The sequence below is a fragment of the Actinoplanes sp. SE50/110 genome, from assembly GCF_900119315.1.
In the GTDB taxonomy this organism is placed as follows: Bacteria; Actinomycetota; Actinomycetes; order Mycobacteriales; family Micromonosporaceae; genus Actinoplanes.
The window spans coordinates 5,234,267-5,246,559 of record NZ_LT827010.1; the positions used below are offsets into that span (position 1 = coordinate 5,234,267).

Consider the following 12,293-nt stretch of genomic DNA (forward strand, 5'->3'; position numbering starts at 1 on the left):
GAGCTCTTCGCGTGCACGGATTTGCCGATGTGGGGCCGTTCTACGAGTGCGCCATCCGCTGCAACAACTGCCGAGACGACTCGAAGCCCAGCCGTTCGTATACCGGCACCGCCTTGCGGCCAGACTGGACCGTCACGCGAAGAGACCCGAGGCGGGTCGCATACTCTGAAGCGGCCTCCACGAGCGCGGAGCCTATCCCTTGTCCGCGGTGCTCCGGCATGACGAAGACGCTCTGCAGGTCTGCGGACAGCCGACTTGTCGCCCCAGGCCTCGGTACCCGGGGGAGAAGCGCGACCCAGGCCATCCCGATGATCTCTGAGCCGAGGAGTCGAGCGACGAACGCCGCGTGGGAGTGTTGATGGGAGCCCCACCACTGCGCGAGTTCCTCAGCGAAGGCGTCAACGGACTGGCTTGACGGATCCTCGTCGCGGGTATCTCGCCACAGCAGTCGGGCCAGATCCGCGATGTCATCCGCGTCGGCCTTACTGATCATCACGGAGCGAGTCTGTCACTCGGTTGACCGAACGTGCGGGCCCGGGCACCACTGCTTCCTCATCCGTGTGGCGACCGCCGCAAGAACACGTCGGGCTCGGCGCTGACGCCCCACGCGGCTCACCTACCGGGCATTCAGCGTGGCCGCCCTCGGTAGGGCGGGAGCCGGCCCGCGGCGCTGCTGTGCCGGAGCCGGAGGTTGATCGACGAGCTCGGTCAGCTCTGCGGCGTCAGGCGCGATGGCGGGCGGGGTGGCGGTAACGGCTCAACTGCCCGGCGGCGACCGTGGCATAGCGGCGGCGGAGCCAGAGAGCGGCCCCGCCCAGACCGACCAGCGTGGCGGCCCACGGCACGAGCTGGGCGACGCCGATCCCGGCTGCCTCCGGCGGGACCGCGCCGACCAGGGTGCGCAGCTCGCCGGCCGGGGTGTGACCGCTGACCAGCACGATGGTGCCGGCCGCGGCGGCGGTGGCGGTGGTCACGGCGGCGGAGGCAACGGTCGCGGCGGTAGCGGTCGTGGTCGCGGCGGTGAGCACCATGTCGATCGCGCCGGACGGGTCGGCGGTGACGCTGCGCTCGGCCTCCCCTCCCACCCGCACCTGGACGGGCGAGCCGCTGCGGAAGCCGACCGCGTAGACGGCCACGCCTCGCTGCTCGGACCCGGCGTTCCAGGCGACGGTGAGGGCGTTCGCGGTGCCGCCGTAACCGGGGCCGTCGGCGAGGGCGGGCACCGGCGTCAGGCCGGCCCCGAGTACCGCGCCGGCCAGCAGCAGGCCGGCGCTGCGGGCGGCGGTCAGGCGGGCAGGAGAAGCGCTCACCCCACCATCGTGACACGCCGAAACTGCCCGGTGCTCAGCCGAATCGTCGCAGCTCAGGTTCCACCTGGCCATGTGGTCACCGGGAGTGGCGGGTGACCGTGGGGCGGTGGCCGCCGCGTCCGTCGCGGGCCGGCGCGCCGTTGAGGATCTCGAACAGCGGCTCCCATGCGTCGCGGACGGAGACGGCGGAACGGGCGGGCTCGGCGGCGGCGAGGGGGGATTTCGTCATGCGGACAGCGTGCGTCGCGATGTTCAAGATGACCTCATTCTGCGTTCAGGGAGTGGGCAATGCGCGGGAGCGGAGCCGGACGGCCGAGCAGATAGCCCTGGCCAAACCGTACTCCCAGCTCCAGCAGCTTCTCGTGTTCGGCGGCGGTCTCGATGCCCTCGGCGACCAGCACGGCGTTGATGTCGGTGGCGAAGCCGGCGAGGCACCGGGCCAGCGCCATCCGCACCGGGTCGGTGTCGATGCCGCTGGTCAGCGTGATGTCGAGTTTGATGATGTCGGGGCGCAGCTGCAGGATGTGGCTGAGGCTGGCGAACCCGGCGCCGGCGTCGTCCACCGCGATCAGGATGCCCGCGGCGCGGAACCGCTCGGTGACCGCGACCAGGCGCGGGTAATCGTGCACCTGGGTGTGCTCGGTGAGCTCGACCGCGAGACGGCGGTGCGCGTTCGCCAGCAGCGTCTCCTGGACCTGCGGGTCCAGGATCGCCTCCACCGACAGGTTGGTGCTCAGGTAGGCGTCACCGGGCACCCCGTCCAGCGACGCCAGCGCCCGCTGCATGGCGAGCAGTTCCAGCTCGACGCCGAGGCCGGCCGCGTTGGCAGCCGCGAACGCCTGGTCCGGACTGGCGAAGTGGTGCTCCCGGAAACGCGCCAGCGCCTCGAAGGCGACGATCTCGCCGTCCGCCAGCCGGACCACCGGTTGGAAGGAGGGCTGGATCGCTTCCGAGCGCAGCACCGAGTGCAACGTGTCGATCGTGGCCTGCCCCGGCGTCATCGTCGCTGTCATGTGACAAATACTGGGCCGCCCACCTCAAGTCATCCTCAACCTGCCGTCAGATTCCCGGCAGCTTCACCTCAGCGCCCGCGGATGGTCCGGAGCCGCACGAACCCGAAATACCCCGCCAGCAGGACGTATAGGACGGTGAAACGCTCCGCGGCGGTCTGCGTGCCCGCCGACCTGACGCCGATGGCGGACGCCGTCAGGAGCAGCCCGGCGAGCACGATGAGCGCCAGGACGATGCCGGTGTCCATGCGCGCCCACCCGCCGCAGCGGCCCCGGTCCCGCTGCGCCTGGGCCGTGAGTTCGGCGGTCAAGGCCGAGGTCGCCAGGACGACCAGCACGAACAGGACGGTGGTTCCCCAGGCGTCTCCGACGTTGTCGAAGAGGCGGCCGCCCAGCAGGATGGCCAGGCTGCCCAGCAGCGCCGTCATGAACACCCGGCCGGGCGGCATCACCGCCGGATCACCGGGTCTGCCGGTTACCCGCACCGTGGACCCCTTCGAAGCCGTCACCAAGCCAGCATGGCCACCGACCTCGCCGCCGCGCAGCGAAACCCCTCTTTGATCGGCTCGTCGGCACCCTGGGCCGGCTACTCCCTTTCGGGGCTGTTCAGCGTTCTTTCAGCGCCGGTAGCGCATCGTGCCGGCCGTGACGATCGACGAACAACAGCTACGCACGGCCGGCCCGGTCTCGCTCGCGGTGAAGGTTCCGCAGATCACCGCCATGTTCTGGGTGATCAAGGTACTGACCACCGGGATGGGCGAGACCGCGTCCGACTTCTTCGCCAAGACCATCGACCCGCCGGTCGCGGTGGGGATCACCGGGCTGGCGCTCGCGGCCGCATTGATCGTCCAGCTCAGGTCCCGGCGCTACCGGACCGGCGTCTACTGGTTCGCCGTGGTGATGGTGAGCGTCTTCGGCACGATGGCCGCCGATGTCCTGCACGTCGGCCTCGGCATCCCCTACCCGGTGTCGACCGTCGCCTTCTCGCTGGCGCTGGTCGTCGTGCTGGTCACCTGGTACCTCAGCGAACGCACTTTGTCGATCCACACCGTGACCCACGGCCGTCCGGAGCTCTTCTACTGGGCGACCGTGCTGGTCACCTTCGCCCTGGGCACCGCCGGGGGCGACCTGACCGCGACCACCCTGCGCTGGGGCTACCTGCCGTCGGGCCTGGTCTTCGCCGCGGCCCTGATCGTGGCCCTGGTCGGCTACCTCGGCAGCCGGCGCGGGCCGGCGGTTCAGGCCGCGGCCTGAGCCAGCACGTACCGGCCCCGGCCGAGCCGTTTGGCCTCGTACATCGCGGTGTCGGCGGCCCGCAGCAGGGCGGCGGGGCGCCACTGTCCGGTGGGGCCGGCGGCGTCCGTGCCGGCGATGCCGATGCTGGCGCCGACGTGGTAAAAAGCGCCCTCGAAGGCCACCGGCATCGCCACATCCCGCAGGACGCGCTCGGCGACCCGCACCCCCTCCGCGTCGCTGAGGCCGTGCAGCACCACCGCGAACTCGTCGCCGCCCAGCCGGGCCACCGTGTCGCAGTCGCGGACCGCGGCGGTCAGCCGCTGCGCCACCGCCTGCAGGATCGTGTCGCCGGCCGCGTGCCCGGCGCCGTCGTTGACCGCCTTGAAACCGTCCAGGTCCAGGTAGAGGACGGTGGAGCCGGGCGGACAGTGGTCGAGTTCCTCGCCCAGGGCGGCGCGGTTCAGCAGTCCGGTCAGCGGGTCGTGCCGGCTGCGGTAGTCCAGCGTGCGCTCGGCGCGTTCCAGCGAGCGCAGCGCGGTGGCGAACCGGGCCAGGATGAAGCCCGCGGTGGTCACCGTGGCGACGAAGAGCAGCAGCCGCTCCGGTCCGGGATACTCGCGCCGGGCGAACAGGATCGCGGGAGCCGTCAGCAGGCCGATCCCGAGGAACCAGACCCGGGCCGGGTGCAGCGTCGGCGGCCGGTGTGCCGCGAGCGTCAGCTCCCGGCTGCCGGCGTGCAGTGCGGACCCGGTCAGCAGCGCGTTGCTCAGCAGGATCACGGTGGTCCCGACGGTCAGCGACAGCTTGTCCGACGGGATGAAGGTGGACCCCAGGTCGGAGGCGACCCGCAGCACCGCGGAGAGCAGCAGCAGCCGGGTCGCACCGGTGCGCCGGCCGGGCGAGAGGACCAGCAGGAAGACGCCGGCGAGGATGCCGATGTCACCGACCGGACCCATCAGGTACAGGTACGCACCGACCGGGTCGGCGGCCAGCTCGGCCAGGTACGGCGACACGAACACGACCCAGATCACGATCGAGGCCGCGACCGCCAGGGTGAGCATGTCCAGCACCGCGGGCCGCAGCCAGCGACCGGCCCGGCGCCGGGCCATCGCCACGAGCGCGGCGCCGTACGCCAGATAGCCGACGGTCCACAGCACCGCTGAGACGGTTCCGTCGTCGTCGCGGTGCAGCAGCGCGCTGACCGGATAGACCGCGTCCCCGCCCAGCCAGGCGACCTGCCCCAGCGACACGTACAGCCAGGGCAGTTGATCCCCGTGCCGTCGCCGGCGCGCCGTGGACCAGCAGAGCAGGACCACCATCGCGAGATAGGTGGCGAAGTACACCGGGTCGCCGTACCGGGTGCCCGTCGTCACGGCCGCCGCCACGGTGGCGACACCGGTCATGGCGAGGTAGAGCGCGAGCATCCGGTGGTTCATGGTCGCCCGATCGGCCCGGCGGGCACCGGATTCAGGACTCGGCGCGCCCTGCCCCCGAATTGCACCCCGGCATCGCCGGAGGGCGGTGCCGGTCATTCATCCACTTCAAAGTATCCTTCCTGCGTCGCTTGTCTGATCTACGGGGGTTTCATGTTCAGCGACCATATTCGCGCGCGATTTTTACCCGGGCGGCTGACCACCGCCGCCGTGCTGGCGGTGCTGACCGTGCTGCCGCAGGCGGTGTCGGTGCCGGCCCAGGCGGCGCCGCGGCCGGCGGCCGCGGCCCGGCCGTTGACCCTGTCCCAGGTCGTCGAGATGGAGCGGGTCGCCGAGCAGGAGCGGGAACAGCGACTGCTCGCCGACGGCCCGATCGACGACGTCGAGCTCAACCGGATGCTGATCCAGGATCTGGCCGACTACGACGCGGACGCGGAGGTGCGCGCGGCGGCCGCCGCGGTGCTGCTGACCGACGACCCCGCCGAGTTCACCGCTTTCCTGGACAACGCGCTGCCGGTGTACCGGGCGGCGGCCGACCGGCGGCAGAAGCTGGCCGACGAGACCAACCGGTTGATGGTGGCCGAGTGGGCCCGTACCGGCGGCCCGATCCTGCGGGAGCGGGCGGCGGCGGCGCTGGCCACCGGCAACGCCACGAAGATCGCCGATTTCGTCGCGGTGGGCAGGGACGCGGCGGTCGCCGCCGACAAGCAGGCCGAGCTCTCCGCGGCGCAGCAGGCCGCGCTGATCAAGGCGCGGGTGGAGCAGATCGTCGCCGGCGGCGGGTACGAGGTGCGCAGCGCCGGGCAGATGGCGCTGGACAGTGAGGACCCGGCGGTGATCGCCGAGTTTTACAACACCGGCTACAAGGCGGCCGCGGCACGCGACACCGACGCTCAGGCGCAGATCGAGGCGGCTCTCGCGGCGCGTACCAAAGCGGCCGGTGATCTGGCTGATCTGGCGTCCCGGGCCACTCAGGCGGCGCAGGCCCGCACGACGATCATCCGGGCCAGCGTGTCGGCGACGAGCTCGCTGACCGTCACGGCCAACTCGATGCTGCTGACGAACCGGTACGCCAAGCAGGGTGACGCGATCTACGCGGCGGACCTGCCGATCCGCAAGGCCGGCGGGAAGACGCACACCGCCGACCTCACCAGGCTGCACACCGACACCTGCGCCGAGGCGGCCACCACCGCGCGCAACGCCGGTCAGGTGACCGCGCAGGCCGATGTCGCCGCCACCGCGGCGCAGACGCTGGTCCAGACCGGCCTGTCGCACGGGGTCGCCTGGGCCGAGGTCACACAGGCGCAGAAGGACGCGGGCGCGGCGGCGAAGCTGGCCGCCGACACGGCCTGCAGCGCCGCCGAGGCGACCGAGGCCGCCGCCAAGGCGCTGGACGCCGACCGTAACGCGACGGTCGAGATGGCCAACGCGGTCAAGTACCGGCAGGCCGCGGAGCGCAACCTGGCGGAGGCGACCAAGCTCGCCAACCAGGCGGAGAAGCTGGCCGCGGCGGCGAAGGCCGCCGAGGCCGCCGCGCACACCCAGCGGCTGCGGGCCGAGGATGAGGCGCAGCAGGCCTGGGCGAAGGCCGACGAGGCCAAGGAGCACTACGAGCGGGCCGCGGCGCAGCGGGACATCGCGCGCAACCAGATGGCGGTCGCGCTGCAGCAGCAGACGGTCGCGATGGGCGCGGCGCAGCGCGCGGTGGACCAGCAGAAGATCGCCGTGGCGAAGGGTACCGCCGCGAAGAGCGCGGCGGACGAGGTCAACGCGTCCGCCAAGCGGTTCGAGGGGCTCGCCAGCGACGCGCGGACGAAGGCGGCCGACGCCAACAAGTGGATCAATGAGCGCAACACGATGGAGTTGAGCCGGACCGCGCACGCGGCCGACGCCATCGCGAAGAAGGGCACGGCGGAGGGCGACTACGCCGCCGAGCAGGTAAAGATCATCGACGCGCAGCTGCCCGGGATCCGCGACGCCGAGACGCGTTCGCGGCAGGCGGCGAACAGCGCCGCGGCGGCGGCCGACGCGGCGGCCGTGGCGGCACAGCGTGCCGCGGCGGCGGCCGACGCCGCGCGGGCCGAGGCCGACGCGGCCGCGGCGGCGGCCGCGGGCGCCCGCAAGGACGCTCTGGCCGCGGCGGCGGCGGCGAACAAGGCGATCGGCGACGCGCAGCGGGCCAACGAATACGCGCGGCAGGCGGTGAACGTGGCGCGGGCCGCGATCAACCAGGCCACCGCGGCGAAGTCGAACGCCGAGCTGACCAGGTCGTCGGCGGACGCGTCGGCCCAGGAGGCCGGGATCGCGTCGTTCCAGAGCCGGATCGCCGGCCGGGCCGCGCTCAACGCCCGTGTCTCGGCGCTCGCCCTGGCCGATCCGGCCGCGTCGGCGATCGACGTGGCCTCGGCGTACGCACCGACCGACAACGACGCGGCGATGGCCGTCGACATCGCGAACAACGCGATGCTGATCGGCACCGAGCAGAGCGCCCAGGCCGAGCAGCACGCCGTCGACGCGGACGCCGCGGCCCAGCACGCGGCGGAGATGGCGGAGAAGGCCCAGGAGCAGATCAAACCGGCCTACCAGGCGGCACAGAAGGCGGCCGCCGAGGCGGCCCGGGCGGTCAAGGCGTCCAAGGTGGCCATCGACGCGGCGATCGGCGCGGCCAAGGAGGCCAACGCCGCGATCAAGGCGGTCAGCTCGGCCACCGAGGCGGCACGGGTGGCCGCGTCGTACGCGCAGGGCGCCGAGCGGATGGCCGTCGAGGCCGGGCACGACGCCGGGGTCGCGCGGCAGGCCGCCAACAACGCCCGCAGCTACGCGAACACCGCTGACAAGGCCGCGGACAACGTCCAGAAGATCGCCAAGCAGGTGGACGCGGCGGCCAAGTCGGGCAAGCTGGTCGCCGACTCGATGAAGTCGGTCGCCAAGGAGATGACCACCCTCGCGCAGAACCTGACCGGCGCGGTGGACCAGGTCGCGCAGCTGCGGGACGCCGAGAAGCGGGCCCGGCAGACGTCCTGGATCAAGACCTGGCAGGACCAGGCCGACAAGTTCATCGACAAGATGTTCGACGACCCGTCGGTGCGTGACTACCTCAAGGGGATCACCCAGGGCGCGATCGGCACCCTCGGCGGGGTGTGGCTGGCCGGGCTGTGCGCCTTCGGCCCCGGCGGCAACTCCCCCGGCAACACGCCGGACTCCGAGGAAGCCTGCGACATGCTGGTCGACGGCATCAAGCAGACGATCCAGAACCCGGGCTCGCTGATCCACCTGGAGGAGTGGAAGAACGGCGAGTACGCCAAGTTCTTCGGCCTCTGGACGTTCGACATCGGCTCGCTGGCGATCGGCAAGATCGGCAAGGCGGCGCAGGGCATCAAGCTGCTCGAGGACGGCATCCCGGCGGCCATCGCCAAGCTGCTCGACGGCGAGCTGCTGGCCGGCATCAAGACGTTCGGCACCGAGGCGATGGACGCGGCGCTCAAGAAGCTCGGCGCGATCAAGCTCGGCAAGCTGATCGAGATCGCCGTCGACTTCCCGAACAAGTTGAAGTTCAGCAACATCGAGCTCAACCTGATGAAGATCGTCATCGACAAGCGGGGCTTCCCCGCCGTCGAGGATCTCGTCAAGAATCTGCCCGAGGGCAAGAACCTGATCGAAGAGCTGGAGAACCTGCTCGAGATCTGCAAGCGGGACAGCTTCGCCCCGGAGACCCGGGTGCTGCTCGCCGATGGCACGACCCGGCCGATCCGGGACGTCCGCACCGGCGACCGGGTGCTGGCCACCGACCCGCTGACCGGGCGGACCGCCGGTCGCACGGTCACCGACCTGCACCTCAACCTGGACACCGACCTGGCCGACGTCTCGGTCGCCACGGGCGGGGAGCTGCGCACCACGCAGCACCACCCGTTCTGGGCGGCCGGCTCACACCGGTGGACCCTGGCCGGTGACCTGGCCGCGGGTGACACGCTGCGCACCCCGGCGGGCGGCACCGTGCCGGTCACCGGCGTGCAGCGGTACGACGGGTCCCGGTGGATGTACAACCTGACCGTCGCCGACCTGCACACGTTCTACGTGCTCGCCGGTCGTACGCCGGTCCTGGTGCACAACTGCGGGGAGTTCGACGACGAGACCGGCGGCCTCACCGACGCGGCGATGGATCGGCTGGAGAAGGCCTACGGCAACGAGGTGGCCGCCGGCGTCGACCACATGGTGGAGCGGATGCACGACGGCACGCCGAGCGCCGCGGACCACGACATCCCGGGCCTCGGCCACGATCCCGATAAGATCGGCCAGTACCTGAAGGGCTGGGTCGGCAAGATGACGCACAAGGACACCCAGACGGGGGCCAAGGTCGCCTTCGACCCGAGCCGTGGCGGGGTGCTGATCGTGGACGTGGGCTACCGCATCCACGCCTACAAGTACGCCGCGGACGTCTTCGACACGGTGAAGAACAACAAAGGTGGACCGAGATACGTGCCGCTCAATGTCTCGTAAGGTCAGGCTGACCGCGAGGGACGGCGCGTACGTCGTCGCCCTCGCGGTGTTCGAGACGAACCTCGTCCGGGAGGCCCTGCGGGTGATCACCCAGCTGCAGATCTCCCCGGACCGGATGCTGGTCCAGTTCGGTTTCGCGAAAGCGGAGCTCGCCGAGCTGGCCGAGCGTCTGACCCCGGCGGTGACCACCGGCGCCGAGCTGGCGGTCACCCACCGGGAACTGCGCATGATCTACCTGGTGCTCCGCCAGGTGCCGGAGATGTTCGGCACCGAGGAGGACTTCCACCTGCGGCTCGGTTTCTACACCGAGCAGGCCCGCGGGCTGGCCGCGGCGTTGCTGGCCGCGGTCGACCGGACCGCCTGAGCACCCGGGGCTTCGCGCCGACACTGTCGGCGCGAAGCCCCGGTCCCGGTCAGAGGCCCTCGGCGATGGCCGCGGTGGCCCGCAGCCACGCCGCGTGGCTGGCCGGCGAGAGCGCGTCGTAGGCGATCGGCCCGCCACCGATCAGTGCCGGGTCGTACGGCACGTCGACGACCGCCCGGGTGAGCTGGCCGAAATGCCGGTGCAGGCGGGCCCGCAGCGCCCGGTCGGCGACCGCGGCCGGGTCGGCGAGCACGGTGACCGCGTTCGCGACCAGGGCGCCGCGGCCGGACGTGTTCAGCGCGTCGGCCATCCATGCCGCGCTCTGTGCGGTGTCCTCGCGCACCGTGGAGACGATCACCAGCTGGTCGGCCTCGGCGACCGCGGCCTCCCAGTTGCTCGCCCGCATGTTGTTGCCGGTGTCGACCACCATCACCCGGTAGAAGCGGCTCAGCGTCCGGTGCAGATTCCTGAACGCCGTCGCGTCGATGCTGGCCGAGGACTCCGCGTCCTCGTCGGAGGCGAGCACGTCGAACTGCGCGTCCCCCTGCGACCGGACGTAGTTGTCCAGGTCACCCACCCGGGCGCTGCGCACGTCGGCGAACCGGTCCAGATCCCGCAGCAGGTCCACCGCGGTGTTGGTGTGCCGGGCCGGATTGGCCCGCCAGCCCATCGTCCCGCGGGTCTCGTTGTTGTCCCAGCCCAGCACGTACCCGCCGCGGTGGATGCCGAGCGTGCGGGCGATCATCAGGGTGGTGGTGGTCTTGATCGCCCCGCCCTTCGGGTTGACGACCACCACCGTTTTCGGCCCGTCCAGGCTGCGCTGCACCGCCGCGACCGCGGCGCGGTGCGCCAACTCGGCCGGGCCGGGCGCCAGCGAGATCACCCCGCCGGAGGCGCGGCGCACCATGGCCCGCCAGCCGGTCCGCGCCGGCCCGGTCGGCGGGGCCGGCCGGTCCGCCAGCAGGTCGTCGAGGGTGGGCGGAGCGATCCGGGCCGGGGCCGGCGGCGCGGCGGCCGGCACGACCGCACCCCGGTTGACCAGGGAGGCGGGCGGCGGCGGCAACGAGGACCAGGGGCCGGCGGCCGGCCCCGCGGCTCCGGTGTCCTCCACCCAGGCCGGGAAACCCCCGTTGTCCGATGACATGTTCGCCTCCTGTAGTGCCTCTGGCTCGGCGATACCCGCTGTCCTCTATCAATATCAAGGCGACCGCGCGAAGAGAAACCGGTCGGCACCCGATCGACACCACGTTCCGCGACCCGGGCCGCCGAACTGGTGGACATGCATCTCGAAACCGCTGACTTCGTCGCTCCGGTCCTGGCCGGTCTGGCCGGCATGCTGGGTGTCTACGGCGCCGAGGACGTCCTGGGCCGGCTCCGGCGCCGCGGCTGGTGCCCGCGCCGCTGGCGTTGATCGCCGCCCGCTGGTCGATCCGCCCCGATTCCGGATAAGAGTGGAGGTGACCATCGGAGAAAGGATCACCTGGATGTCCAGGACGTGGTTCATCACCGGCACCTCCCGCGGCTTCGGCCGGGAGTGGGCCGAAGCCGCCCTCGACCGCGGTGACCGGGTCGCCGCGACCGCCCGGGACGTGTCGTCGCTCGACGACCTCGCCGCCGGGTACGGCGACCGGATCCTGCCGCTGGCGCTCGACGTCACCGACCGCGAGGCCGCCCTCGCCGCGCTGGCCCGGGCCGCCGGGCACTTCGGCCGGCTCGACGTGATCGTCAACAACGCCGGGTACGGCCAGTTCGGCATGATCGAGGAGATCAGCGAGCAGGAGGCCCGCGCGCAGTTCGAGACCAACGTCTTCGGCGCGCTGTGGATCACCCAGGGTGCTCTGCCGTATCTGCGGGCGGCCGGCGGCGGCAACATCATCCAGGTGTCGTCGATCGGCGGCATCTCCGCGTTCCCCAACATCGGCATCTACAACGCCTCCAAATGGGCGCTCGAAGGCTTCAGCCAGGCGCTCGCGCAGGAGGTCGCCGCCTTCGGGATCAAGGTGACCCTGGTCGAGCCGGGCGCGTTCGGCACCGACTGGGGCGGCTCCTCCGCCCGGCACGCCACCGCACTACCGGAGTACGAGAGTGTCCGCGCGCAGGCCGCCGAGGCGCGCAGGGGTCGGGCCGGCAACCCGGGCGACCCGGAGGCCACCCGGTCGGCGATCCTCAAGGTGGTCGACGCCGAGAACCCGCCGCTGCGCGTCTTCTTCGGCAACGCGGCGCTGGCCATCGCGACCGCCGACTACGAGTCCCGGCTCGCCGAATGGCAGCGGTGGCAGCCGGTCTCGATCGAGGCACAGGGCGCCTGACGGCAGCGTCGCCGGCCCGGACCTCCGGTCGGTGCGTGGTCCCGATCTCCCGACCGCTGGTGGCTCGCGCCGATGGTGGCCTTCGCTGCACTCAGGTGGCCCCGACCGATGCCGATCATTGCCAGGTCAGGTGA

12 protein-coding genes are annotated in these 12,293 nt (G+C 71.8%); 5 read left to right on the plus strand and 7 right to left on the minus strand.

Annotation, left to right across the window (positions count from 1 at the left end):
- Positions 1–40: 40 nt before the first annotated feature.
- The 5 genes from ACSP50_RS23490 to ACSP50_RS23505 all read right to left on the minus strand — a co-directional run bounded on the left by ACSP50_RS23490 (position 41) and on the right by ACSP50_RS23505 (position 2,829).
- Complete coding sequence (locus ACSP50_RS23490) at positions 41–493, minus strand: GNAT family N-acetyltransferase (RefSeq protein ID WP_014691772.1); 453 nt, start codon at positions 491–493, stop codon at positions 41–43.
- A 229-nt stretch (positions 494–722) separates the two neighbouring features.
- The gene (locus ACSP50_RS23495) at positions 723–1,310 is read right to left on the minus strand and encodes a hypothetical protein (RefSeq protein ID WP_043512032.1); all 588 of its coding nucleotides are present in this window, start codon (positions 1,308–1,310) and stop codon (positions 723–725) included.
- Between the two features lie 76 nt (positions 1,311–1,386).
- Positions 1,387–1,539 carry a hypothetical protein gene (locus tag ACSP50_RS42200; protein WP_155123600.1) on the minus strand — a complete coding sequence of 51 codons (153 nt, stop codon included), beginning with the start codon at positions 1,537–1,539 and terminating at the stop codon, positions 1,387–1,389.
- Between the two features lie 34 nt (positions 1,540–1,573).
- Positions 1,574–2,323 carry an EAL domain-containing protein gene (locus tag ACSP50_RS23500; RefSeq protein WP_099343853.1) on the minus strand — a complete coding sequence of 250 codons (750 nt, stop codon included), beginning with the start codon at positions 2,321–2,323 and terminating at the stop codon, positions 1,574–1,576.
- Positions 2,324–2,391: 68 nt separating this feature from the next.
- Complete coding sequence (locus tag ACSP50_RS23505; RefSeq protein ID WP_155123601.1) at positions 2,392–2,829, minus strand: hypothetical protein; 438 nt, start codon at positions 2,827–2,829, stop codon at positions 2,392–2,394.
- Positions 2,830–2,965: 136 nt separating this feature from the next.
- Here ACSP50_RS23505 and ACSP50_RS23510 point away from each other — a divergent pair, with 136 nt between their 5' ends.
- The gene (locus tag ACSP50_RS23510; protein ID WP_197688083.1) at positions 2,966–3,574 is read left to right on the plus strand and encodes a hypothetical protein; all 609 of its coding nucleotides are present in this window, start codon (positions 2,966–2,968) and stop codon (positions 3,572–3,574) included.
- Here the strand turns inward: ACSP50_RS23510 and ACSP50_RS23515 are convergent.
- Positions 3,559–4,980, minus strand: a complete 1,422-nt coding sequence (locus tag ACSP50_RS23515; protein WP_155123602.1) for a GGDEF domain-containing protein — start codon at positions 4,978–4,980, stop codon at positions 3,559–3,561. The two genes, ACSP50_RS23510 and ACSP50_RS23515, sit on opposite strands and share 16 nt — an antisense overlap.
- 162 nt (positions 4,981–5,142) lie before the next feature.
- Here ACSP50_RS23515 and ACSP50_RS23520 point away from each other — a divergent pair, with 162 nt between their 5' ends.
- Positions 5,143–9,486 carry a polymorphic toxin-type HINT domain-containing protein gene (locus ACSP50_RS23520; protein ID WP_014691779.1) on the plus strand — a complete coding sequence of 1,448 codons (4,344 nt, stop codon included), beginning with the start codon at positions 5,143–5,145 and terminating at the stop codon, positions 9,484–9,486.
- The gene (locus tag ACSP50_RS23525; RefSeq protein WP_014691780.1) at positions 9,476–9,850 is read left to right on the plus strand and encodes a hypothetical protein; all 375 of its coding nucleotides are present in this window, start codon (positions 9,476–9,478) and stop codon (positions 9,848–9,850) included. Before ACSP50_RS23520 ends, ACSP50_RS23525 begins: the two co-directional genes overlap by 11 nt.
- Before the next feature lie 49 nt (positions 9,851–9,899).
- Here the strand turns inward: ACSP50_RS23525 and ACSP50_RS23530 are convergent, their stop codons facing one another.
- On the minus strand, positions 9,900–10,994 hold the full coding sequence (locus ACSP50_RS23530) for a cobalamin biosynthesis protein CobQ (protein ID WP_014691781.1): 1,095 nt from the start codon (positions 10,992–10,994) through the stop codon (positions 9,900–9,902).
- Positions 10,995–11,129: 135 nt separating this feature from the next.
- Between ACSP50_RS23530 and ACSP50_RS44655 the strand changes: the two genes are divergently transcribed.
- Positions 11,130–11,261 (plus strand): hypothetical protein, encoded by a 132-nt coding sequence (locus tag ACSP50_RS44655; protein WP_255344701.1) that lies wholly within the window; start codon positions 11,130–11,132, stop codon positions 11,259–11,261.
- Between the two features lie 73 nt (positions 11,262–11,334).
- Entirely contained in the window at positions 11,335–12,159 is an 825-nt protein-coding gene (locus ACSP50_RS23535) for an SDR family oxidoreductase (RefSeq protein WP_014691782.1), read from the plus strand.
- Positions 12,160–12,293: the final 134 nt, after the last annotated feature.